Raw genomic sequence first — 23,295 nt, 5'->3', positions numbered from 1 at the left:
TCGGATCCTCAGAGCTTCAGCTTGAACACAAGGCCGTACGACGCGGGCCGCCCGGCGATGAAGGTCGGCATGCCCAGGCCATCGCCCGTATTGCCGGCGTCCTTGACATATTCCTCGTCCAGCACGTTCTCGCCGAAGGCCTCTACACCCCAATTCGCCGAATCCGGCGTGTAGCGGACGCGCAGGTTCAGCAGGCCATAGGCGTCCTGATACTCGTCCTGAACCAGGTCACGGACGATGTTGCGGCTCTGCAGTGCAGGCAGGTCGTTGTCGTCGCTGAAGAAGACCTTGGACTGCCAGGTGTAGGTCGGCTGAACCGCGATCTCGCCGCCGCTGACCGGCAGGCGCCAGGTCGCGCCGATCGAGGCGGCGTTGTCCGGCGACAGGCGGAACTGGTTGCCGTCATAGATGCCGTTCTCGAACCGCGAGTGGTTGTAGGCATAGGTGGCGAACAGGTCGAAGTTCGACGTAACGGCGAAGTTGGCCTGGGTCTCGAACCCGTACGACTTGGCCTCGCCGGCGTTGGTGACGATGAAGGTCGTGCCCTGCTGCACCGTCGTCTGGAAGTTCTCGTAGTTATAGAGGAACACAGCGCCGTCGACGCGCAGGCGGCCGTCCAGAATCGACGACTTGGCCCCGATCTCATAGCTGTCGACCGTCTCGGCCTCGACCGGGGCGAACCGAGGTGTGCCCAGCGGCGCCGACGGGGCCGAAGCGCTGATGACCTCCGGGCGACGACCTCGCGCATAGTTGGCGTAGATGTTGGTGTCGCCCGTCAGGGCGTACCGCGCCGTCAGACGCCAGGTCACGCCGTCGTCTTCGGAGTCGAAATAGGCGAAGTCGCCGTTGTTGGCGGTCGGCTGCGAGATCAGCCCGAACAGCGGGAAGGCGCTGGCCGGAATGGCAAGATAGGCCGGGTTGGCCAGCGCGCCGAGGAAGGTCGGAACCTGCGCCGCAGGAATGGCGCCGGCCTGTAGCGCAAGCAGAGCGCCCAGGGTCGAACGGCTCTGGACCGAGTTGGCGAAGCCCGTGGTCTTGTCGTCACGGGTGTAGCGCACGCCCGCCGACATCTCGAACCGGTCGGTGAAGGCATAGGTGGCGTCGGCGAAGACGTCGTAGGAGGTCAGTTCCGAGCTGTTGGTCGGCGTCTCGATATGCGCCGGCTTCAGGTTCGCGGCGATCGGCGCGGCGAAGGCGCCAGCTCCCAACGGCGTCAAAAGACCGCCCAGTGCAGCCTGCGCGATGGCTGGATAGGCGACCAGCGGCAGCGTCCGGTCGCCGACCGTCGTGGGAGAACCATCCAGCAGCCCCGCCAGCTGGGTCAGGATCAGGCGCTCGTCGAACTGGGTCGGGGTGCGCTGATAGCCTCTCTCGTGGAACCAGCCGGCGCCGACGAAGCCGGTCAGCCGCCCGCCGTTGTCGAAGCCCAGGCGAAGATCCTGGCTCCACTGTTCGCCGTTCGTATCCTCGGCGGCGGTCAACAGCGGCAGGGACACGCCGTCGGCGTCGAAGGTCTCGTAGTTTGTGAACTCGCGATAGGCCGTGGTCGAGTTCAGCGTCCAGGCGGCGTTCAGGTCGATGCGGGCCAGACCCGTCACACCCCAGACTTCGCGATCCAGACCCAGCGACTTGCCGCCGTCAAACGCTGCGCCGCGCGTCAGGGCCGCGCCTTCCCAGGGTTTCTTGCCGCCCAGCACCGCGCCGGTGTTCGGATCGGCCGGGGCATAGGCGATGGACTTGAACGAGGTGCCCGAGGCATTGTCCTTCTGATAGTTGGCGATTACGTCGAACCGCATCGCGTCCGACGGCGTCCAGGCCCCGGACAGGCGGAAAGCGCGGGTCTCGATGGAGTTGAAATCGTCGCCGCCCAGCAGGTTTTCGACCGAACCGTTGCGCGTCTTCAGACGCGTCGCCAGGCGCAGGCCCGCCGTCTCGCCCACCGGCAGGTTCAGCGCGCCCTCGACCATGCGATAGCCTTCGTTGCCGGCCTGGATATTGGCATAGGCTTCGGTCGCGCCGGGACGGGCGCGGTTCTGCACCAGATTGACCGCGCCGATCAGGGCGCCGCGCCCGTACAGGGTCGATTGCGGCCCCTTGGCGACCTCGACCCGCTCTAGGTCGAACAGCTCGACATAGGAGCCGCGCGACTTGGAGATCGACACCCCGTCCTGGAACACCGACACGCGGGCCTCGGAGGTCGCGGCGCCGGAATCTGAGGTGATGCCGCGCATCACGAAGCCCGGATTGTTCGGCGACTGGTTCTGGACCAGGAAGCCCGGCACGAAGGCCGACAGCTGTTCGAACTCCTGGATGCCCAGGTCTTCCAGGAACTGGCCGGAATAGGCCGTCAGGGCGAACGGCACGTCGATGGTCTTCTGCTCGCGCAGCTGCGCGGTGACGATGACGTCTTCGACGCTGCTGACCGGCGCCGGCTCTTGCGCCCAGGCGACCGATCCGGCCGTCATGGCGCCCGTCAGGGTCGCGGCCGCCAACAGGCGCGTCTTCAATGTGGTCTTGGACATCTGATCCCCCAGATTCGGCTAAGCTGGGGTGCTGCCTACGACGACGCCATGTCGGGCCGAAGACGCTCACGCATCGTCTTGACGACGCCCGCAAGACGATGCGGCGACGGTTGATCCGTTCACCGACGGGGAATGGATCGTCAGTCTACGCGCTCGCGCGGCGTGGGATCGTTCGCAGTTCCGTTGGTCAGGGCGTTCGATATGAAGGCGATGCTGTCAAACTGAAATGGAACCGCCAAGCTTCCGTAACGCCATGCTTCTATAGCCGCCGCCGAGGTGGTGAAGCTTGGTCAGTCATGAACATGAGGTCGGCTGGGCGCTGGTGACGCATAATCGGGCGCTGCTGTCCTATGTGCGACGCCGACTGGCCTCTGCCGCTGACGCCGAGGACGTGGCAGCAGGACTTGGCCGGCTGGCTGAAAGATCGGCCCGATCGGCATAGACTTCTGAGCCAGCACGAGGCGCTGATCGCCGACCCGGCCGTCCTGTGGGCCGCACAGCGTATATCGCGTTCAGCGCTCGGGACGCGTCGGAAAAAGCCTTGGTCCATTTGTGCGCCGGTCGGACTGGCAGCGTCGGTGGCGATGGCGGCTGTGCTGGTCGGGCTCTTGCCCAGTGGAGACGTCATAGTCGGACAACGCGGGCAGTCAGAAGCGGTCTCTCTCGCCGACGGCTCGGCGGTTCGACTGAACGGGGCCAGCAGACTGCGCGTCCGCCTCGATCGAGACCAACGGCGTTTGCGGCTGGACGGCGAGGGCTTCTTCGAAGTTGCTCACGACAAGGCGCGGCCCTTCATCGTGGAAACCCACGGGGTCCGCGTCACCGCCGTCGGGACACGTTTCAATGTCGACAGTCTCGAAACGCCTGAAGGCGCCATGGTCGAGGTGGTGGTGTTCGAAGGCGTCGTCGATGTCGCGTCCGACCAACAGATCGTGCGCCTTCACGCCGGTGAGCGCGCACGCGTGAAAAAGGGCGACGTCGAACGTGTCGTCCTGGCTCAGCCCGAGGCCGAGACCGCGTTTCCTTCGTGGACCAGAGGATGGCTCGAACTCGACGAAGTCTCGCTTCTCAGCGTCATCGACGATCTGGAGCGCGTCACCGGCGTACGGGTGTCGTTGTCCGATCCCAGGCTGGGCGATGCCCTGGTCAGCGGGCGGTTTTCCTATGAGCATCCAGAGAACGCCCTGGCTGCGATCGCGCGCCTTCATGGTCTCAAACTGACGTCGAAGGCCACGGGTCAGTACGTCCTGTCTGAAGCTTAGGTGACAACGAAAGCAAGTTTTCAAGACGGGTGTCAGGACCGCGAATTTCGCCGTCTTCCTCTTTAGCGGCCAAGCTCGGTCGCGGGGGATCCATCAACATGCCTATTCAAAAGACCGGCCTCCTCGCGGCGGCGGCCGTCGCCGTCCTCGCGTCCGTAACGGCGCCGGCCCACGCCTGGCAGGTCGCGAACACCGCCGAGGCGCGCACCGCCCTGACCATTCCCGCCCAGGATCTGGGACGGGCTCTGCAAACGCTGTCGCGCCAGACAGGCCTTCCGATCGTGTTCGACCCTGCACTGACGCGTGGCCGCCAGTCCCAGTCGATATCGGGCGCCATGACGCCACGCGAAGCGCTTCGTCGCCTGATTGCTGGCGCCGGCGTCGAAGTTCGTGAAGTTCGGGGGGTTCTGACCGTGGTTCGCGAGACGGTGGTTGCGTCGGCTGACCCGTCGAAAGCCGTCGAGGTGGAGGACGTCGTCGTGGTCGGTTACGCCGCCGGCATGCTGCGATCGCTGGACGCAAAGCGCGACGCCGACTTCATCTCGGACGTGATCAGCGCAGACGACATGGGAAATCTGCCGGCCAACAACGTCGCAGAATCCCTGTCGCGCCTGCCGGGCGTCAACGCCGTGCGCAGGTTCCATCGACATCCGCACGCCGACGGCGTTCGACCACAAGCCGACCTATGCGGTGCTGTCCGCCTCGGCCGGCATGCTGGACAAGTTCGACGACAGGACCTCGGGCGAAATCTCCGGGTCATTCGGCAAGCAGTTCAGCGACAACTGGGGCGTCTTCGCCACCGTCAGCTGGTCGCGGCGCAAGTCGCAGTTCGAACAGAACGGCGTCGATGGCGATAACCAACCGCCGGTTTGGTACGACGACAGCGAAAGCCTGGGCTGGGACACCGATACTTTCGTCCTGCGCGGCATGGACCTGGCGTTCGGCGAGACAGAGGTGGAGCGCAAGGGCCTGAACGCCAGCCTGGACTATCGGGGCGGCGACCACGATTTTCACTTTCGCGGCCAGTACAACGAATACACCCAGGACGAATTCGGCAACCGCCTGAACTTCCGCAACGACACCAGCCGAAACTCGACGCGCCTCTCGCAGGTCGATCCTCGCCAGACCGGTCTGGCCAACCCGGATTCCGCCATCATCGGCTCGGGCGCCAAGGGGCGAATCTACGCCTATACAATCGCCCAGATCGTTGACCGCGACCGTGACGGCGTCATTACCGACGCCGACCGCTCGACCCGTTCCTATTATACGCTGAACGGCGCCTCGGGGACGTGGGATCCTCAGGGCTTCCGCCTGCGTCGCTTCTGGGAAGGCTCGCGCGAAACCGGCACGGTGATGTCGCTGAACCTGGGCGGCGTCAGCCGCTTCGGCGACTTCACCACCGACTACGACCTGTCCTACGCCAAGTCCGAGGACAATACCGACGACAGCTACGAGATGGAGTTCCGCAGCGACAAATACGGCTGGCTGGGCAACAAGGGCGTCAACGTCACCAACTTCGGCGACAGCCGCTTTCCCAAATGGGTGCTGAACGACGCCGGCATGGCGGCTGTGCACGATCCGGCCCAATACGACTATGCCGGCCTGTCCTGCGAGGTCGGCGGCGCCGGGGAGGACCTGTGGCAGGGTCAGTTCAACATCGAATGGAGCCCCGCCTCGGCCTGGCTGGAATCGGTAAAGACCGGCGCCAAATTTTATTCGTCCAAGCGCTCGACCTATAACGGCGAGTTTCTGGATCTGGACGCCGACGGCACCCTGGCGGACTTCTCCTCCTTCTACGGCAAGGAGGTCACCAACCTGTTCGACGGCGAATATTCCGGCCTCTATCGCCTGGGCACGGTGATCGACAACCAGGCCATGCTGGCCGAGTTGCAGCGCGCCATGAACGGCGACAGCACCTTCTTCGAAGGCTTCGCGACCGACCCCTCGCAGGCGGAACTGAGCGGCGAGGACAGTTTCACCTTCAAGGAAGACATCCTGGCGGCCTATCTGATGGGCACGGCCCGGTTCGGCAATGCCCAGATCATCGGCGGGCTGCGGGTTGAAAGCACCCGTAACGACATCTCGGCCTATGCCTTGGATCCGGTGCAGGGCGAAGGCTTCGCCGACGACAAGAGCGACTTCGTCAACGTCCTGCCGTCGATCCACCTGAACTATGCGCTGAACCCCAGCACCAAGATCCGCGCCGCGATCTGGACCAGCTTCGCGCGTCCCGACATCGCCCGCATGTCCTCGTCGCGGGAGTATAGCTACGACGCCGATCCCGATGGCGATGGCGATGGCGCGGAGAACCCGACCTCGGACTGGCTGCTGGTCGGCATCGAGCAGGGCAACCCGGATCTGAAGCCGATGCGGGCGATCAACTACGACCTGTCGATCGAGCGCTACAACGGCAACACCGGCGCCTATTCGATGGGCCTGTTCTACAAGGACATCCGCAACTTCCTGTTCCGCTCCTCGTCCAGCAACATCCGCGACGGGACGGCGGGCGTGAACGTCAGCCCGGACGGCGTGACCATCTCAATGCCGAACAACGGCAAATGGGCCAAGGTTTACGGCGTCGAACTGAGCGGCCAGCAGATCTTTCACTGGCTGCCCGGCGCCCTGTCGGGCCTGGGCGCCAGCGTGAACCTGACGGTGCAGCGGTCGGAAGCGGAAACAGGCATTTCCTGGCACCCGGACGGCTACACCCTGCCGTTGATGGAGACGCCAGAAGCCATCGCGAACGTCCAGTTGTTCTGGCAATACTCGGGCTGGGAAGCCTATGCCGCCTACAGATACCAGTCGGAATTCCTCGAAGGCATCCAGGACTTCGGCAACAATCCGTACGAGCAGGACTATGAGTTCGTGGACCTGAACGTGCGGCGCAAGCTGTGGGGCGGCGCCACGGCCTCGCTAGAGGTCCAGAACCTCTTCGACAACCACACCTACTGGTACACGGCCGGCGCCAGCACCGGTTCCAGCCGCGCCTATATCAAGAACGGGCGGTCGATCTCGCTCGGCCTGAACTACGTCTTCTGAGGGTGACGCAGATGATATTCACCCGCACCCTGATGCTCGGGGCCGCTTTGGCGGCCCTGGGCGGTCCCGCCGTCGCCCTGGCCCAGGCGGTCCAGCGTCCCGAACCCGCGCCAGTCCAGGCCTCAGACCGGCCAATCGCGCCGGCGACGGCCCAGCCGGAACGGATCATCCTGAACCTGACCGCCGATCCCGCTCACGCCATGGCCGTCACCTGGCGGACCGCGCCGGGCCTGACCGGCGAGGTGCAGTTCGCCGAGGCGCTGGACGGACCGGACTTCATCGCCACGGCGACGCGTCAGGACGCCGTGACCGACGACGCCGTCCTGGCCGTGCGCGAGGCGGCCGAATTCCGCGCCGCCTATCATTCGGCGGTGATGACGGGGCTGAAGCCGGCGACGACCTATGTCTATCGGGTCGGTTCGGGCCAGAACTGGTCGGAGTGGCTGCAGTTCCGCACGGCGGCGGACACGGCCCAGCCCTTCACCTTCCTCTATATGGGGGACATGCAGAACAATATCCTCAGCGAGGCTTCCCGCACGCTCAGGGTGGGGTTCCGCAAGGCCGGCGACGCCGCTTTCGTCATCCATGCCGGCGATCTGATCAACCGGCACGACAGCGATAACGAATGGGGCGAATGGTTCGCTTCGGGCAGCTTCCTCTATGCCCAGACGCCGCAGATGCCGACACCGGGCAATCACGAATACGGCCGCGGTCCGATCCTGAACCCACAGTGGTGACGCCAATTCACCCTGCCGGAGACTGGACCGGCGGGCGTGGAGCGGCTGAAGGAAACCGCCTGGGCCGTCGATTATCAGGGCATGCGCCTGATCTCGATCGACGCCCCCCTGTTCGATGGCGACGAGGCCATGCGCGGCGAGATGGTGCGTTGGCTTGACGGGATACTGGCCGACAATCCCAACCGCTGGACGGTGATGTTCCTGCACTTCCCGCTGTTCTCGATCGATCCCGACCGGGACAATTCGCGTGTCCGCGACGCTTTGAAGCCCTTGATCGACAAATACCGGGTCGATCTGGTGCTCCAGGCTCATGACCATGGCTATGCGCGCGGCGCCATCGGCGAGGGCGTCATGGGCAATGCGGGGCCGGGCCATACCTCGGACCACGGCTCGACCTATGTGGTCTCGGTCGCCGGGCCGAAGATGTACCCGATTGCGAACCTGACCTGGGCCGACAGGACCGCCGAGCGGACCCAGACCTTCCAGACTCTCGACGTCTCAACCGACGCCATCGTCTATCGCGCGTTTACCGCCGCCGGCCGATTGGTCGATGGCTTCCGGCTTACAAAGGGACCCGACGGCGTGCCGAGGCAGGAACCATTTACCATCGGCGACCAATAAAGGCGCACACGGACAAACGCCCGCCATTCGGCAGAATGGCGGGCGACGAATCGAGCAGGCGTATTTGCCCACGCCTGATCGAAGACCTCGCCGAGGCGGTTCGAGCAAATAAAGCCCCTTTTCGCCTCAGGGCCTCGACCGGACCTCGAAGTCGAGAGTCCAGCGGCCCTCCCCGGCCCGGCGAAAATCGGCGATGCGCGCCGCGATCTGGCGATCCAGACCATCGAGCAGCGCGGTTCCACCGCCGACCGAAGCGACTGTCGCATTCGTCTGCCAGAACGGGCCGCTCTCGCCCTTCAACGTGAAGCGCAGATGGACGGTGTCGTTGGCTTTGGGCATGGCGGGCTCGGACAGGAGATCGCTCCGGACAAAATCAGCCCCGTCGCACAGGGCGACGAGGCCGAAAGTTGATTTGGGAGGAAACGCCCAGGAAGGGCAGACCCGAGATGGCGATGGGCGAACGGGGGTTCAAGGGCGATCCCATGACCTTCGCCGCCTCCCTAGCCGCCAGACAGTGCGACCGCCACGATCGGCGCCAGACCTTCAGCGATGATGCGCACCCCCTGGGCGTTGGGATGGATGCCATCCGGCTGGTTATAACGACGATCCAGGGCCACGCCTTCCAGCAGGAAGGGATAGGCCGCGACATCGTCCTTGCGGGCCAGATCCACGAAGATGCGGTCGAACTCGGCGGCATAGGCGCCGTACTGGGGCGGCGCCTTCATCCCCGCTAGCAGGACGGGAATGTCGCGCGCCTTCAGCGATGCGATGATGGCCTCCAGATTGGCGCGGACGGTAGCCGGATCCACGCCCTGCAGCATGTCGTTGCCCCCCAGGGCGACGATGCACAGATCGGTGTCGTCCTGGACGCTATAGCCGACACGGGCGAGCCCGCCGCCGGTCGTGTCGCCCGACACCCCGGCCCCGCGAACCCTGACGCTGAGCCCCTTTGCACGCAACGCCTCTTCCAGCCGGACAGGCAAAGCCTCGGCCGAAGGCAAGCCGAAACCGGCCGTGATGGAATCCCCCAGAAGGGTCACGATCTTCTCCGGCGCGCCCGAAGCCGCAGCCGTGCTCGATGCCGAAGTCGCGGGCGTGGCCGGCGCCTTTGGCGCGTCGTCCTTCGACGGACTGCATCCGGCAAGCACGAGCCCCAGCCCTCCGGTCAGGAGCGTGCGGCGAGGCATGAATGGTGTGGGCGATGAGGGCTTTGGAGTCATGATCTGCGCACCCATATAGGGACCGACCTTCCTCCTCCCAATGCAGCAAGCGACATATCGATGGCTTCAGCCGCTCCGCTCGTCCTCGACGGCGTCGTCCTCACCCTGCCCTCGGCCGCAGGACCGGTGGAAATCCTTCGAGGCGTCGATCTGGTCGTGGCGCCGGGAGAGACGGTCGCCATCGTCGGCCCCTCCGGGTCGGGCAAGTCGTCGCTGATCTCCATCGCCGCCGGCCTGGAGACGCCGACCTGCGGCCGGGCGATGCTGTTCGATCAGGATCTTGCCGTTCTGGGCGAAGACGGCCGCGCTCGTCTGCGTCGGGGTCGCGCCGCCCTGGTGTTCCAGAGCTTTCACCTGCTTCCCAATATGACGGCCGAGGAAAATGTCTCCGCGCCGCTGGAGCTGGCCCATCGGCCTGATGCGGTCGCACAGGCGCACAACTGGCTGGAGCGGGTCGGCCTCGGCGCCCGCCGGTCACACTATCCCCACCAGATGTCGGGCGGCGAGCAGCAGCGTGTGGCCCTGGCCCGCGCCCTGGCCGTCGGGCCGGAACTCCTGTTCGCCGACGAGCCGACCGGCAATCTGGACGGGACCAACGGCGCCCTGGTCGCCGACCTGCTGTTCGACCTCGTGCACGACAGCGGCGCGGCCTTGGTCCTGGTGACTCATGACGACCGTCTCGCCGCCCGTGCGGACCGGATCGTGACGATGCGCGACGGCCAGGTCGTCGCCCCGTCGCAGGTCTCCGCATGAGGCTCGCCTTCCGCTTCGCGCGCCGCGAGCTCCGCTCCGGGATTGCGGGGTTCCGCATCTTCCTGGCCTGTCTGGCCCTGGGCGTGGCGGCGATCGCCGCCTCGGGCTCGACCGCCGAGGCCTTCCGCCAGGGGCTGGCCAGTCAGGCGCGGGAGATCCTCGGCGGCGACGTCGTCTTCAGCCGCGACCAGGGCCGGTTCAGTCCCGACCAACGCGCCGCCTTCGCCACCCTGGGTCCGGTCGCCTATTCGGTGCGGGCCAACGGCATGGCCGAGACCGGCGCCGGCCAGCGCCGCCTGGTCGACATGCGCGGGGTTGACGCCGCCTATCCCCTGGTCGGCTCTGTCGAACTGTCCGGCGCGCCCGATCTGGCCACGGCCTTGCGCATCGAGAACGGCATCGCGGGCGCCGTCGTCGAACAGGGCCTGCTGGATCGCCTCAACCTCAGGCTCGGCGACACCTTCACCGTGGGCGGGACGCCGTTCGTGGCGCGCGCCGTCCTTGTGGCCGAACCCGACCGGCTGGGCCGGGGCTTTGCGCTTGGCCCCCGCGTGGTGACGACGGTTCCCGCCGTCGAACGGGCCGGCCTGCTCGCCCCCGGCGGCCTGTTCGGCGAGGCGGTGCGCATCGCCCTTCCTGCCGACGCCGATCCCAAGGCCGCCATCGCGGACATAGAGAAACGGTTTCCGCAGAGCCGGCTCGAAGCCCGGGATCGGTCCGAGGCGGCTGCCGGCGCCGGAAGACTGATCGATCAGCTGGAATATTTCCTCGGCTTTATCGGCCTGGCGTCTCTCGTAGCCGGCGGCCTCGGCGTCGGGGGCGCCGTCTCGGCCTATCTGGAGGGCCGCAAGCCGTCGATCGCGACGCTGAAGGCTCTGGGTGCAGAGGGCGGGCTGATCCGCGACATCTATCTGATCCAGATCGGCGTGCTGGCCGCCGTCGGGGTCGCCATTGGTCTCGTGATCGGCGCCGTCGTGCCGCTCGTCATCGGCGTACTGGCGAAAGACAGCCTGCCCATTCCCGCCCTCTTCGCCGTCTATCCCGCGCCGCTCGTCAAGGCCGGGGCTTTCGGCCTTCTGGCGGCCGCCGCCTTCGCCCTCGCGCCCCTGGCTCGCGCCCGCGCGACCCCGCCCTCGGCCCTGTTCCGTCGCCAGCTCACCGACCGGCCCGTGTTTGGCGTCGAACTGATCTTCGCCGTGCTGGCCGCGATCGGACTGGCGGGCCTGGCCCTGTGGACCGCGCCGTCGAAACTTGCAGCGGCGGCATTGATCGGCGGCACGGTCGTCGCCTTCTCGCTTCTGTGGCTGCTTGGCCGGGCGGCGGCCGCCCTGGCCGGACGTCTGAGACGACACGCCGGCGGCGCGGGGCGCCTGGGGCTGGCCAACCTCGCCGGCCCCCGCTCGGCGGCGCGCACCGCCTCTCCCGCCATCGGCCTGGGCGTCGCGCTTCTGGCCATGGTCGTGCTCATTCAGTCCAGCCTGTTGGGCCAGATCACCGAGGTCGCCCCGCGATCAGCCCCGTCCGTGGTCTTCACCGAAATCCCCGCCGATCGCGGCGCGGCGTTCGATGCGGCGGTGGCCAAGGTGATGGCGAACCTCGGACCGGACCGCTACCGGCGGCTTCCACTCCTCACGGGGCGGATCGTGCGATTGAAGGGCGCGCCCGTCGATCTGGAGGCTCTGCCTCAGGGTGAACGCTGGGCCTTCGACCAGGACATTCTCTTGACCGCCCTGGCCGGCGCGCCGGACGATGCCAACATCGTCTCCGGCCGGTGGTGGGCCGCCGACTACGCCGGTCCGCCGCAGATCGCCCTCTCGCAAGATCTGGCCAAGGCCGCCGATCTCAGGGTCGGCGACAGCCTGACCCTGCAACTGCTCGGTCGGGAGATGGACGTCCGCATCGCCGCCCTTCGCCGGACCGAGCCGGGCGGGTTCGGGACCAACTTCCTGCTCGTCCTCAACGCCGCCGCCATCGAAGGCGCCAATCCCCGCAGCGTCGCCATCGCCCGCGCGACACCCGCCGAGGAAAGGGCCCTGACCCAGGCCCTCGGCAAGGACTTCCGCGAAGTGAACATCATCAGCGTCCGCGAACAGCTTGAGGCCGCCGCCACCCTGTTCGACCGCCTCGCCCTGGCCATCCGTGGGGCCGCGGCCGTCGCCGGTCTCGCCGGCCTGCTCGTTCTGGTCGGAGCCATCGCCGCAGGCGTGCGCGAACGGGCGCGCGAGGCCGCCGTCCTCAAGGTGCTGGGCGGCTCCCACGCCCAGATCCTGACCGCCTACCTCGTGGAATACAGTCTGGTCGGCGCCATCGCCGGCCTCGCCGGCCTGTTGCTTGGAGCAGCCGGCGCCTGGCCTGTCGTGACCCTCGCCTTCAAGGCCACATGGAGCATGGACTGGACCGGCGTCCTCCTCCTGCTGACCGGCGCCACGGGGATTGCGGCCCTGGGCGGCGGTTTAGCGGCCGTACATGCCTTGTCGCGGCGCCCTGCGCCTGTGCTCAGATCGGATTGAGAGTGGCGCCGATGCAGAGACAGACAACCTGTAGCGCGCCACAGATCGAAAGTCTTGTTGGCAATGGCCATTTAGGCCCGATTCTTCAGCGTGACTTCTTCGGCATGACTACCAGTCACACCCCATCCGCTCTCACAAACAGCGTCCTTCAGCCTTCGCCAGATAGCGAATAACTGACTGTTTTGGCTTGTTTTCTAGGGAAATGGCGGAGACGGAGGGATTCGAACCCTCGGTACCCCTTACGGGGTACGACGATTTAGCAAACCGTTGCCTTCAGCCACTCGGCCACGTCTCCTGCGACGGCGTCGATAGCGGAGGCTGATGCGTCGCGCAATCCGGTTCGGGCGAAACTGTCCACGTTAACGCGACATAGAGGCGATACCCGCAGTATCGCGGCCGTTCTTCGCCGCTGGATCCTCCTTTGCTCGACCGCCCCGCCAGTCTCGCCGCCGACGCGCCGCCCAAGGGCCGCGCCGCGCGTGGACCGTTCCGGCCCGAGGTGTGGCTGAATGCCCGCGAGCGCTCGGCCGTGCGGCTGTCGGCCCACTATTTCAGGCTCATTGACGTGCTGGTCGTCGTCGGGCTGGCGCTGGCCGCAGCGCTGGCGATCCAGCCGATGAATCTGGCCACCATGACCATAGGCGACGCCGCGCCCCTGGCCGCCGGCGCCGTCGCGGTTCTGGCCCTGCTTCGTGCTTTTCAGCTTTATCGATTCGGTCGCGACACGCCCTGGGTCCTGCATCTGTTCGGCGTCGCAGGCGTCGGCATGGTCTCGGCCAGCATCGCCCTGATCCTGGGGTGGCTGCTGGATCGGCCGGCTCTGGACATCGTCGCGCCCTGGGTCCTGACGACGACGTCGGCCTTGGTCGTGCTGCATGGGCTGTGGCTGGCGGTGATCGCCCGCTGGCGGCGTCTCGGCGCCCTGTCGCCCAATATCGTCATCGTCGGCGCCACCCGGAACGCCAGGATCCTGATCGAGCGGGCGCTGGAGCGGCGCGACATGAATGTGCTTGGCGTGTTCGACGACCGCCTGGCCCGTTCGCCCGACAGCGTTGCCGGCGTACCGGTTCTGGGCGACGCCAACGCCCTGCTGACCCACCGCATGACCCCCTATGTGGACCGGATCGTCCTGGCCATCGATCCCAATGCGGGCCAGCGGGTGCGCGACCTGACCCAGCGTCTGAACGCCCTGCCCAATCCGCTGACGGTGCTGGTCGATTCGGAGCTGGGCGGCGACGGCGTGCTGAACCGCCTGGCCAATGCGCCGCTGGCGTCGCTGGACGGGCCGGTCGATCCCGATAGGCGGGCGTTCAACAAGCGGATGCAGGACCTGCTGGTCGGCGCGGTCGCCCTGGTGGTCGCCGCCCCCGTCATGGCCCTGGTCGCTCTCGCTGTGCGTCTGGACAGCCCCGGCCCGATCTTCTTCCGCCAGCGTCGCCACGGCTTCAATCACGAGACCATCGTGGTGTGGAAGTTCCGCTCGATGCGCCACGAGGCCGCCGACGCCACCGCCAGCCGCCAGGTCTGCCCCGGCGACGACCGCGTCACCCGCGTCGGCCGCTTCATCCGCGCCACCAGCCTGGATGAACTGCCCCAGATCTTCAACGTCCTGTCGGGCGAGATGTCCCTGGTCGGACCGCGCCCCCACGCCATCGGCATGAAGACCGGCGAGACCGAATCCGCCCTGCTGGTCGCCGAATACGCCCACCGCCACCGCATGAAGCCCGGCATGACCGGCTGGGCCGCCATCAAGGGCTCGCGCGGCCCGGTAGACACCGAGGCCCAGGTGCGTGAGCGTGTTCAGCTGGACATCGAATATATCGAGCGCCAGTCCTTCTGGCTGGACCTGTGGGTCATCGCCGTCACCATCCCCGTCCTGCTGGGCGACCGGGCGGCCGTGCGTTGAGCGAGAAGCGCATGTTCTGGCGCGGCGTCTGGGGCTATCTGCCGGCCCAGATCGTCCAGGGGGTGGTCGGTTTCCTGACCATCTTCGTCTTCACGCGCCTGATCAGCCCCGACGACTTCGGCCACTACGCCCTGGCGTTTTCGGTCACCACCCTGGCCCACACCGTGACCTTCACCTGGCTGGAGGCGTCGATGGCGCGCTTCTGGGCGGCCGAGCGCACGCCCGAAGGAATGGCGACCCATTTCGCCAGCCTGTACCGCACCTCCTTCACCATCATCGCCGTCTTCACGCCCATCGCGGCCCTGATCGTGTGGCTGGCCCCGCTGACGCCCGCGTTCAAGATCGCCGTCGCCTTCGGTCTGGCCGGCGCGCCGGTGCGCAACCTGGCCAAGCTGGCGCAGGAGCGATATCGCGCGGCGGGCGAGGTGTCGAAATCCGCCGCCGTGGACATCGGCGTGGCCATCCTGGGCTTTCTGGTCGGGGCCGGGTTCGCCCTGGCCGGGGCCGGCGCGGCGTCTCCCCTGCTGGGTCTGGCCATCGCCCCCCTGTTCGCCCTGCCCTTCATCCTGCCGGGCGAGTTGCGCCAGGCGACGGGCGGAACCGTGGATCGCACGCGGCTGAAGGCCTACGCCCTCTACGGCTATCCCATCGCGGCCTCGCTGACGCTGGCGCTGGTGCTGGCCTCGACGGATCGGTTTCTGCTGGCCGCCTTCATGGATGCGGCGGCGGTCGGCGCCTATCACGCCAGCTACAGCCTGGCGAACCGGACGCTGGACGTCATCTTCATCTGGCTGGGCGCGGCCGGCGCGCCGGCTATGGTCATGGCGCTGGAGCGCGGCGGGCGCGAGGCCCTGCGCCAGACGGCCGTCGAGCAGGGCTCGACCCTGATCCTGATCGGCCTGCCCGCCGCCGTCGGCCTGTCGCTGGTCGCGCGGCCGCTGGCGGAGCTGATGATCGGCCAGGATCTGCGCGCCGCCGCCGCCCTGGTCACGCCTTGGATCGCGGCCTCGTCCTTCCTGTCCGGCATGATCGCCTATTATTTCGGCTTCGGCTTCACCCTGGGCAAGAAGACCGGCCTGCTGCTGGTCACCATGGCGATCCCGGCCCTGTGCAACGTCGCGCTGAACCTGGTGCTGATCCCCCGCATGGGCGTGACCGGCGCGGCCGTCTCGACCACCGCCAGCTTCGCCATCGGCCTGATCGCCTGCCTGCTGCTCAGCCGCCGCGCCATCGCTCTGCCCATGCCGTGGGAGGCGCTGATCCGCTGTGGCGTCGCGTCCGCCGTCATGGCCGGTGTCGTCTGGCTGTTGCCGCCCATCGGCGGATTCTTCGAGCTGATTCTGGACGCGAGCGTGGGCGGCCTCGTCTATGCGGCCGTCGCCCTGACCCTGAACGCCGCCGGCGTCCGCGACGTGCTGCTGCGCCTGATCCGCGCGCGTCGGAGCGTGCCGGCATGAGCGCCCATATCCACGACAACGCCGCCTGGTCGCAGGCAAGGCCGACGATCTCGGTCCTGATCCCCTTCCTGCGCGACGATCCCCAGGCCCTGTTGCGCCAACTGGATACGGAGGCCGCCGCCCTGTCTGGCGCGGTCGAGCTGATCCTGCTGGACGACGGCACGGCAGACGCCGATCTGACGGCCCGGCTTGAGGCGACTATCGGCGCCCTCGACCTGCCCGTGCGCCTGATCACCCTTGCCGCCAACGAAGGCCGCGCCAGAGGCCGCAACCGCCTCACCACCGCCGCCCGAGGGGAGGCCTATCTGTTCCTCGACAGCGACATGCGGCCCGATACGCCCGTCTTCCTGCAGACCTGGATGCGCCTGTTCGCCCAGAACGCCCCCGCCGTGGCGTTCGGCGGCTTCTCTCTCGATCAGGCCCCGACCGACGCCCGGTTCGCCGTCCACCGCGCCCTGTCCGGCGCCTCGGAATGTCTGCCGGCGTCCCAGCGCGCCCTGACGCCCGAGAAATACGTCTATACCTCCAACCTGCTGGTGCGTCGCGACGTCTTCGCCGCCGAATCGTTCGATCCCGGTTTCAGCGGCTGGGGCTGGGAGGATGTGGAGTGGGCCATGCGCGTCTCCCGCCGCTTTCCCGTCGTCCACATCGACAATCCCGCCACGCACATGGGCCTGGACACAGTCGAGGACTTGGCGCGCAAGTTCGACCAGGGCGCCGGCAACTTCGCCCGCGTGGTCGCCCTGCACCCCGCCGTCGTCCAGACCTATCCCAGCTACAAGGCCGCGCGCGCTCTGAAACGCCTGCCCGCCCTGCCCCTGGCGCGCCGCTTGATGAAACAGGCCGCCCTGACCACGGCACTGCCGGTCAAGGCCCGCGCCTTTGCGCTACGGCTCTACCGTGCCGCCGTCTATGCGGACGCCGTCTGACCATGCGCGACGTCGCCGTCATCATCCCGACCTTGCGCCGCCCCGACAGTCTGGAGCGCGCCCTGCGGTCCGTCTTCGCCCAGACCGGATCGCTTCACCGCGTCGCCGCCATCGTCATCGCCGACAATGACCCGCAAGGCTCCGCCGCCGCTCTGATCGAGCGCCTGCTTGCCGAGGCGCCCGTCCCCCTGACCTATGCCCACGCCCCCGTCCCCGGCGTGGCGACCGCGCGCAACGTCGGTCTGGCCGCGACCGACGCGCCCCTGATCGCCTTCCTGGATGATGACGAGGCCGCCTCCCCCGGCTGGCTCGCCGCCCTGCTGGATGCGCAAGACCACACCGGCGCCGATGTCGTCTTCGGCCCCATTCGCGGGCGTGTGTCGGCTAACACCGGCTGGACCACCGCCTATCTGGAACGGTTCTTCGGCCGCGACGGCCCGCGCGAGACCGGCCTGACCGACGCCATCCACGGCTGCGGCAATAGTCTGATGATGCGCGCGACCGCCCTGCCCGGTAACGCCCCCTTCGATGTCGCCATGAACGAGACGGGCGGCGAGGACGATCGGTTGTTTACCGCCCTGTCGGCGCGTGGCGGCCGTTACGGCTGGGCCTCCGAGGCCTGGGCGGACGAGTTCGCCCCGCCCCACCGCGCCACCCTGAAATACGCCCTGACCCGCGCCTTCGCCTATGGCCAGAGCCCGACCCAGATGGCCGCCGATCGTCGCGACTGGCCCGGCGTCGTCAAATGGATGCTGGTCGGCCTGGCACAGACCGGCGTCTGGGGTGCCCTGTCGCTGCTGTCCGCGCTCCTGCGCCGCCCCGACCGCGCCCACACCTATGACCGCTGCGCCCGAGGCCTGGGCAAGGTCTTCTGGACCAAGGGGTTCGAGCCGAAACTCTATGGCTCAGCGATGCTCGCCCGCCCTGAAGCCTGACCTCAGGATTCAGCGGATTGGGGTGTAGTGGCAGGTGAAGTCCGGCTCGCAGGACAGCAGGCTCGGCTTCAGGTGAATATGTAACCGTTCAGCCTGAGCGGCATCGTCCAGTGCAAAGGCCTGCTCTGCCTCATACATTTCGTCGCGATGCGCGTCGGTCCATCCCGTCGCCTGTTTGATGGCGCGCGCCTTGGCCGCAGGCAGGCTGTCGGCGACCACGAAGACATTCCGGTGCTGCTCGGCGAAGGCGACGCCGTCATAGCCGCCGAGGTTCACGTAATAGAGCTTCTCCTTGCCCTCGTAGGGCATGGACGAAAGACTGACCTCATAGCCGTCCGCCTGCGAAATCTCCGACCAACAATCGATGTGCAGTGTGCCCTCGCGACCCCACCACTGCGCGAGCAAGGCCTCGTGCGTCGCCTCGATCGTCGGGGCGACGAGGAACCGCATATCGTGCACCTCAATGTTCGCCGCCGGATGTTCTCCGCCGATGTAGATCGCAAACAGTTTCATCAACCCTCACTTCAGGCCGCCGTTTCGGCGAGATCGACCACAGGCTTTGCGGTATCCAGGATCAACGCCAGCCGCCGACCGACGATCCCCCCCATCTCGTGTGAACTGGTGATCCCCTGTGCGAAGGGATGCCGCCCCATGAGAAACGGCAGGCTCAGACAGAACAGCCTGTCCATGGGTAGAGGTGCATTGACGGGCCGGAACAGCTCATCGACGGCGATCCCCCTGACCACATCGGGCGCGTCATTGGCGACTTCGTCTCGAACGATCCCCTGTTCCAGCAGCGACAGGAACGGGAACTGAATGCCGCTCAACGCCGCCTGACCCGTGGCCTCGATGAAGATCGGGAAGTGGCGGGTCTCGCCCTCGACCGTCAAGCGTGCCCCGCCCTCGGGGCAATGTGCGTCGACTTCATAATCGTCGCCAAGGGCCAGGACTTCCAGCTTGCCGGCTGCGTGCAAGGCCAGCATTCGCTCGATCGATTCATGAGGCACGCCGGCATAGATGTCGACGAAGACCGGCTTGAAGGCGCGGTTGAAACGGTTGAACTGCTCGGCATCCAGATGGGACACGATGACAGCGACGACCTCATGCATGCGAAGGATGCCGTCGCGCCATGCCACCGTCACCTTTGCAGCATGGTTCGTCCGCGCCTCTTCAAGGTTGGCGACAGCCCAGACAAAGGGATCGACCTTTGCGCGCCGGGCGAAATACGCTTCGGCGAAGGTCTCTAGCGTTGCGTCGTGCAATCCCGTTTCGGCGGCGTAGTCGGGATCCAGATCGATCAGTTCCCGTCGAAACAAATCGAACACCGCATCCAGCAATCCGACCGGGCTTCGGGCCATGGCGGCGGCGACCGCCTGTGGGGTGCAATACGCAAGCGGCGGATGCGGCAGCGGGAAATAGAAGTCGGCCTCCGGGAGCAGGCCCTTTCGCGACATCATGGTGATGCGAAAGCTGTCCGTATCTGGCGCGGGTTTATAGATTAGTTGCCCGTGACGGTGACTAAACTCGCCATGCGACGTAGCGAGCGCGACCGCTGCGTCGATGGCCGTCAGCGACGAACCGCGGATGCCGACGCTCGTCGCCGGAATATCCGTTAGGACCGACGCCGGCCACGGACTGAGAAGATAGCCAGGCTGGGTTTGCTGGCGCGACGGCCACTGGTGACCGGTGGCCAGAACAACGTGGTCGAACACCGCCCTTGTCACGCGTTGCGACGGCGGCGACATGAAGGTCAGCTCCACGCCTTCATTTCTGTTTGCGGCGTCGATAACGCGGCATCCCGTTCGGACCTCAATGCTCACACCGGCGGCGCGGGCCTGGTCCACCATGATCGCGAACTGGGTCTCGAAATATCGGCCCAGGGCGATGCGTGGAACGAAGGTTCGCTCGTCGAGAGACGTAGGATCGACATCCAGCGCCTCAAGCTCTGCGTTCGTCCGTTTAGCGAGCCAATCCGCCAGAGTGTCCCGAAGTGGAGGGATTTCTATGCTGGCGATGTTCGATAGCATCGCCCTGTCGTTCCAATCCGAACTGTAGGGGCTGCCGCATCCGGCGGTCTGGCTGGCCTCGAAGACCGTAATTTGCGCCGAGACCACACCTCGCGAGAGAAGGGCATGAAGCGCATAGAGGGTTGTCGGCCCCGCTCCGACGAATGCGACTGACTTTGTCATGGCCGCACAATGCGCGACGTGCGTAAAGGCGCCGCAGCTGAGCCCATTTCCGGCTCAACCCCCTAATTTTTTATGCGAATGTCCGAAATCGGACACCGAAATCACCGCATTTGGAAGGGGGTCAGCCCGTCAGCCGCTGCAAAAAACTGGGCGGCTTATACGTCGAGCGGTTCATCACCACCCCGGCGATCCGCCCCCCCACGGCCTCGATCTCGTCGCGCAGGATGACCGGGGCGCTGGCCGCCGTGCTCTCGGCTGCGACCACCAGCACCGTCATGTCCACGAAGGGCGCCAGGATGATCGCCATGTCGTTGCGGTCGGCGGCCGGGGCGTCGATGACGATGGTGTCGGCGTGGCGCCTCAAGGCCTCCCAATAGCGAGGCTCTCCGACCGCCTCGACACGATGGCCGGAGCGCAGCGCCTCCATGTGGAAATGCGTGACCCACAGCCGTCCGCCCAGGCACGACCGCGCCGTCAGCAGCCGCGAATCCGGCACCGGCTTGCCGTCGCGCCCCGTCACGCGCGGCGTCACGGCGTAGAAGCTGGACCCGTCGGGCGAGGCCTGCGCCGCCTTGCCGACCTGACCGAACCGATCCGGCTCGGCCGACACGGTCTCCAACTGCCCCTGCTGGGCCAGGTCGCCGTCGATCAGCCAGACGGGTTTGCGCGCCCGCACCGCCGCCAGTCGGGCGAACTCGCGCGCCACGGTGGAAACGCCCTCGCCGGTCGCGGCCGAGGCGAACTGGATCACGCGCGCGCGGTGCGCCGGCGCCGGTCCCAGCGCCGCCCAAAGACCCGCCATTTCTGAAGTCAGATCGACCATCGAATCGCCAAGGCGCTCCCTTACGCCCTAATCTAGCACGACTGTCGCTAAGCCGCCTTGGCGGGCGCGACGGCCAGAACCGGCATGTCCAGCGTCCGGCTGACCGAGGCCGGCGTCGTGAACCCGCGCCGCGTGAACACCCGCAACAGGCCGACGCACAAGGCGGTGAAGCCCGCGAACAGGAAGACCGCCGCCAGCAGCGGGATCTTCAGGCTCTTGCCCGTCGACGGAGGCTGGGCGCGCTCGATGACGGTGACATTGTCGGCGCCGGCGGCGACCAGGGCGTTGTCGGCGCGGCTCTGCGTCTCTCGCTGCTGGAACTCGCGGATCGAGGCGCTCAGCACCTCGCGATTGCCGGCCAGGGTCGTGTTCTCGGATTCCAGCGCGGTCAATCGCGTCTGGCGGGCGCGAATATCGTTCAGCTGCCGATCCAGGACCGACAGACGCGCCGCCAGCGAATCCCGCTCGGCCCGCGTATTGATCCGCGTCGTCTCCAGCTCGGTCCAGACGGGGTTCGGCCCGGTGCGGACCTCCTTGGCGCCCACGGCCGTGCCGGTCGCGACATAGGCCTGAAGCTGGCCGATCCGCGCCTCGATGTCCTTCACCGGCTGGGCGTCGGGCTGATACCGCGACAGCATTTGCTCGCGCTCGGTGCGCAGTTGCAGCACCTGATCCTGGGCCGAAATGTTCAGATCCTGCTGCAGCGCCACCTCCGCCGGCGTCCCCGCCTGCTGCGCCATCAGGGTGTTCAGCCGCTGGCTGGTCTGGTTCAACAGGCTCTGCGTCGACATCCGATCGGTGAAGACCGTCTGATAGGTCGCCGCCAGCGTCGTTTTGGCCGCGGCGAAATCGCCGATGTCGTTGGACATCAGGAAGGTTTCATACGCCCGGTCCGCATTGCCCAGCTCGTCCTCGAAGGCCACGCGCTGGCTGGCGATGGCCGGCGTCTTGTCCTGGAAGACCTCTCGGCGATAGACCAGATACTGTTCGATCACGGCGTTCAGAACCCGCGCCGCCCGTTCGGGATCGTCGGCCTTGTAGCTGAGGTGGATCACCGCGCTGCCCGGCGCCGTGGCGACGCCCAGGCTGGTTCCGATCACGCGTCGCGCGGCCGCCTCGGCTTTTTCCGGTCCGCCCCTGGTCTGTTCGCCCAGGATGGCGGCGGGGCCCAGGGCCTCGACCACCTTCTGGCGCACGGCGCCCGACCCCAGGATGGCGGCTTCGGAGTTGGCGACCTCGTCCCCCTGCGGCGCCTGGCCTCGCTCGGCCGTACCGACGCGCGGCTGATAGACGTATTCCTGGCCTACCCCGGCGAAGACCGATCCGGTGGCGGTGTAGCTCTTCTTCAGCGTCATCGTCGCCGCGAACCCCAGCGCCAGGATCACCACGAAGACGATGATCATCAGCAGCAGTTCGCGAAACAGCAGGCCGATCACGTCCAGCACGCCATAGCGCGGTCTTGTCGTGATATGTGCCGTGGAACGCATCGAGCGGGCCGAATCCCTTGAAGATTTGTCCCGATCACCCTTCGCCCACCGGCGTTAACCGATGATTACCCATGATCGGCGAAGTTGGCTCAAATCTCCTCGTCGAGGCCGACCGATTCTCATGCTGTCAGATCGCCGCCTGTTCCTGCTGACCCTGGGTTCAGCCTCCATCGCGGCCTCGCTGGCGGCGTGCGGCGGTGGAAACGCCTCGCGGATGCCCCGGCCGGGCGGCGTCCATCGCGTCGAACAGCCGACGAACGGCGACTTCCCCGGCATTCCCTTCGCCGACTGGACGGATCAGGAGCCGGAATATCTGCTCTATCCCGGCGACGAGATCGAGGTGGCCACGCCGACGGCTTCGGAACTGACCCGCACGGTGAAGATCGGCCCCGACGGCCGCATCGCCCTGCCTCTGATCGGTTCGGTCATGGCGGGAGATCGCACCCTGCCCGAGTTGCAGCAGGTGGTGTCGGCGGCCTATGCGCCGCAACTGGTGCGGCCGACGGTCGAGGTGACCTTGCGTCAGGCCGGCCCGATCCGCGTCTGGGTCGACGGCGAGGTCCGCACGCCGGGCGTCTTCGAAATGATCGGCGATCTGGATGCCTATCAGGCGGTGATCCAGGCCGGCGGTTTCGCGCCCACCTCGCGTCAGGATCGCGTCGCCCTGATCCGTCGCGGTCCCGGCGGATCGCGCATGATGCGGGTGGTGGACCTGCGTCCGCGTCGCGGCGAGGTCATTGCCCTGCGGCGGGGCGACATCATCTTCGTACCCCGCTCGACCCTGGGCGAACTGGCGGCCTTCTTCACCCAGGTCCGCGCCGCCCTGCCCATCGGCTTTACCTACTCGATCAACGGATCGAACGGCAGAGGATTCGCCCAGTTCTAAAAGGTCGCCTACATCCCTT

The 23,295-nt window shown here is 66.9% G+C and carries 18 protein-coding genes, 1 tRNA gene and 1 pseudogene; 12 read left to right on the top strand and 8 right to left on the bottom strand.

Going from position 1 to position 23,295, the window contains the following annotated elements; translation table 11 throughout:
* Positions 1-8: 8 nt before the first annotated feature.
* Positions 9-2,522 carry a TonB-dependent receptor gene (locus tag WC597_RS03200; RefSeq protein WP_372691785.1) on the bottom strand — a complete coding sequence of 838 codons (2,514 nt, stop codon included), beginning with the start codon at positions 2,520-2,522 and terminating at the stop codon, positions 9-11.
* A 350-nt stretch (positions 2,523-2,872) separates the two neighbouring features.
* Between WC597_RS03200 and WC597_RS03195 the strand changes: the two genes are divergently transcribed.
* The 5 genes and pseudogenes from WC597_RS03195 to WC597_RS03175 all read left to right on the top strand — a co-directional run bounded on the left by WC597_RS03195 (position 2,873) and on the right by WC597_RS03175 (position 8,181).
* The gene (locus WC597_RS03195) at positions 2,873-3,784 is read left to right on the top strand and encodes a FecR family protein (RefSeq protein WP_372691784.1); all 912 of its coding nucleotides are present in this window, start codon (positions 2,873-2,875) and stop codon (positions 3,782-3,784) included.
* 98 nt (positions 3,785-3,882) lie between these two features.
* Positions 3,883-4,143: pseudogene (locus WC597_RS03190) on the top strand (STN domain-containing protein); the annotation flags it as partial.
* Positions 4,144-4,474: 331 nt separating this feature from the next.
* Positions 4,475-6,823: a TonB-dependent receptor gene (locus WC597_RS03185; RefSeq protein WP_372691783.1), complete on the top strand. Its 2,349-nt coding sequence runs from the start codon at positions 4,475-4,477 to the stop codon at positions 6,821-6,823.
* Positions 6,824-6,834: 11 nt separating this feature from the next.
* Complete coding sequence (locus tag WC597_RS03180) at positions 6,835-7,560, top strand: FN3 domain-containing metallophosphoesterase family protein (protein ID WP_372691782.1); 726 nt, start codon at positions 6,835-6,837, stop codon at positions 7,558-7,560.
* Between the two features lie 36 nt (positions 7,561-7,596).
* Positions 7,597-8,181: a metallophosphoesterase gene (locus WC597_RS03175; RefSeq protein WP_372691780.1), complete on the top strand. Its 585-nt coding sequence runs from the start codon at positions 7,597-7,599 to the stop codon at positions 8,179-8,181.
* A 126-nt stretch (positions 8,182-8,307) separates the two neighbouring features.
* Here WC597_RS03175 and WC597_RS03170 read toward each other — a convergent pair whose 3' ends face one another.
* Together WC597_RS03170 and WC597_RS03165 are read right to left on the bottom strand one after the other, a co-directional pair.
* The gene (locus tag WC597_RS03170) at positions 8,308-8,520 is read right to left on the bottom strand and encodes a hypothetical protein (protein WP_372691779.1); all 213 of its coding nucleotides are present in this window, start codon (positions 8,518-8,520) and stop codon (positions 8,308-8,310) included.
* A gap of 161 nt (positions 8,521-8,681) precedes the next feature.
* Entirely contained in the window at positions 8,682-9,221 is a 540-nt protein-coding gene (locus WC597_RS03165; protein WP_372691778.1) for an arylesterase, read from the bottom strand.
* Between the two features lie 240 nt (positions 9,222-9,461).
* On the opposite strand from WC597_RS03165, the gene WC597_RS03160 reads away from it, so the two are divergent.
* Together WC597_RS03160 and WC597_RS03155 are read left to right on the top strand one after the other, a co-directional pair.
* A complete protein-coding gene (locus WC597_RS03160) occupies positions 9,462-10,154 on the top strand; it encodes an ABC transporter ATP-binding protein (RefSeq protein ID WP_372691777.1) in 693 nt (230 codons plus the stop codon).
* The gene (locus WC597_RS03155) at positions 10,151-12,664 is read left to right on the top strand and encodes an ABC transporter permease (protein ID WP_372691776.1); all 2,514 of its coding nucleotides are present in this window, start codon (positions 10,151-10,153) and stop codon (positions 12,662-12,664) included. Before WC597_RS03160 ends, WC597_RS03155 begins: the two co-directional genes overlap by 4 nt.
* 203 nt (positions 12,665-12,867) lie before the next feature.
* Here the strand turns inward: WC597_RS03155 and WC597_RS03150 are convergent.
* Positions 12,868-12,959, bottom strand: a tRNA-Ser gene (locus tag WC597_RS03150).
* Positions 12,960-13,085: 126 nt separating this feature from the next.
* On the opposite strand from WC597_RS03150, the gene WC597_RS03145 reads away from it, so the two are divergent.
* Genes WC597_RS03145 through WC597_RS03130 form a run of 4 tightly spaced genes read left to right on the top strand, consistent with a single transcriptional unit; the run spans position 13,086 to position 17,891 of the window.
* Positions 13,086-14,570, top strand: a complete 1,485-nt coding sequence (locus WC597_RS03145) for an exopolysaccharide biosynthesis polyprenyl glycosylphosphotransferase (RefSeq protein WP_372691775.1) — start codon at positions 13,086-13,088, stop codon at positions 14,568-14,570.
* Complete coding sequence (locus tag WC597_RS03140; protein WP_372691774.1) at positions 14,567-16,027, top strand: polysaccharide biosynthesis C-terminal domain-containing protein; 1,461 nt, start codon at positions 14,567-14,569, stop codon at positions 16,025-16,027. The genes WC597_RS03145 and WC597_RS03140 overlap by 4 nt, the downstream gene beginning before the upstream one ends.
* Entirely contained in the window at positions 16,024-16,956 is a 933-nt protein-coding gene (locus WC597_RS03135) for a glycosyltransferase family 2 protein (protein WP_372691773.1), read from the top strand. Before WC597_RS03140 ends, WC597_RS03135 begins: the two co-directional genes overlap by 4 nt.
* A gap of 2 nt (positions 16,957-16,958) precedes the next feature.
* Complete coding sequence (locus WC597_RS03130; RefSeq protein WP_372691772.1) at positions 16,959-17,891, top strand: glycosyltransferase family 2 protein; 933 nt, start codon at positions 16,959-16,961, stop codon at positions 17,889-17,891.
* A gap of 9 nt (positions 17,892-17,900) precedes the next feature.
* Here the strand turns inward: WC597_RS03130 and WC597_RS03125 are convergent, their stop codons facing one another.
* The 4 genes from WC597_RS03125 to WC597_RS03110 all read right to left on the bottom strand — a co-directional run bounded on the left by WC597_RS03125 (position 17,901) and on the right by WC597_RS03110 (position 22,390).
* On the bottom strand, positions 17,901-18,404 hold the full coding sequence (locus WC597_RS03125; protein WP_372691771.1) for a DUF1543 domain-containing protein: 504 nt from the start codon (positions 18,402-18,404) through the stop codon (positions 17,901-17,903).
* An 11-nt stretch (positions 18,405-18,415) separates the two neighbouring features.
* Positions 18,416-20,080 (bottom strand): FAD/NAD(P)-binding protein, encoded by a 1,665-nt coding sequence (locus tag WC597_RS03120; RefSeq protein ID WP_372691770.1) that lies wholly within the window; start codon positions 20,078-20,080, stop codon positions 18,416-18,418.
* A 121-nt stretch (positions 20,081-20,201) separates the two neighbouring features.
* Positions 20,202-20,903, bottom strand: coding sequence for a hfsB (locus WC597_RS03115; protein WP_372691768.1), 702 nt, complete (start codon positions 20,901-20,903; stop codon positions 20,202-20,204).
* 47 nt (positions 20,904-20,950) lie between these two features.
* A complete protein-coding gene (locus tag WC597_RS03110) occupies positions 20,951-22,390 on the bottom strand; it encodes a GumC family protein (RefSeq protein WP_372691767.1) in 1,440 nt (479 codons plus the stop codon).
* 121 nt (positions 22,391-22,511) lie between these two features.
* Between WC597_RS03110 and WC597_RS03105 the strand changes: the two genes are divergently transcribed.
* Positions 22,512-23,276 carry a polysaccharide biosynthesis/export family protein gene (locus WC597_RS03105; RefSeq protein WP_372691766.1) on the top strand — a complete coding sequence of 255 codons (765 nt, stop codon included), beginning with the start codon at positions 22,512-22,514 and terminating at the stop codon, positions 23,274-23,276.
* Positions 23,277-23,295: the final 19 nt, after the last annotated feature.

Origin of the sequence: Brevundimonas sp. (assembly GCF_041648115.1) — a bacterium.
GTDB lineage: Bacteria > Pseudomonadota > Alphaproteobacteria > Caulobacterales > Caulobacteraceae > Brevundimonas.
This window is presented reverse-complemented; position numbering and strand designations above follow the sequence as displayed.

Coding starts and splice junctions, on each gene's coding strand:
- WC597_RS03125 (WP_372691771.1), bottom strand. CDS start 18,404: ATGAAACTGTTTGCGATCTACATCGGCGGAGAACATCCGGCGGCGAAC.
- WC597_RS03135 (WP_372691773.1), top strand. CDS start 16,024: ATGAGCGCCCATATCCACGACAACGCCGCCTGGTCGCAGGCAAGGCCG.
- WC597_RS03160 (WP_372691777.1), top strand. CDS start 9,462: ATGGCTTCAGCCGCTCCGCTCGTCCTCGACGGCGTCGTCCTCACCCTG.
- WC597_RS03130 (WP_372691772.1), top strand. CDS start 16,959: ATGCGCGACGTCGCCGTCATCATCCCGACCTTGCGCCGCCCCGACAGT.
- WC597_RS03110 (WP_372691767.1), bottom strand. CDS start 22,390: ATGCGTTCCACGGCACATATCACGACAAGACCGCGCTATGGCGTGCTG.
- WC597_RS03170 (WP_372691779.1), bottom strand. CDS start 8,520: ATGCCCAAAGCCAACGACACCGTCCATCTGCGCTTCACGTTGAAGGGC.
- WC597_RS03195 (WP_372691784.1), top strand. CDS start 2,873: ATGTGCGACGCCGACTGGCCTCTGCCGCTGACGCCGAGGACGTGGCAG.
- WC597_RS03200 (WP_372691785.1), bottom strand. CDS start 2,522: ATGTCCAAGACCACATTGAAGACGCGCCTGTTGGCGGCCGCGACCCTG.
- WC597_RS03105 (WP_372691766.1), top strand. CDS start 22,512: ATGCTGTCAGATCGCCGCCTGTTCCTGCTGACCCTGGGTTCAGCCTCC.
- WC597_RS03180 (WP_372691782.1), top strand. CDS start 6,835: ATGATATTCACCCGCACCCTGATGCTCGGGGCCGCTTTGGCGGCCCTG.
- WC597_RS03155 (WP_372691776.1), top strand. CDS start 10,151: ATGAGGCTCGCCTTCCGCTTCGCGCGCCGCGAGCTCCGCTCCGGGATT.
- WC597_RS03115 (WP_372691768.1), bottom strand. CDS start 20,903: ATGGTCGATCTGACTTCAGAAATGGCGGGTCTTTGGGCGGCGCTGGGA.
- WC597_RS03120 (WP_372691770.1), bottom strand. CDS start 20,080: ATGACAAAGTCAGTCGCATTCGTCGGAGCGGGGCCGACAACCCTCTAT.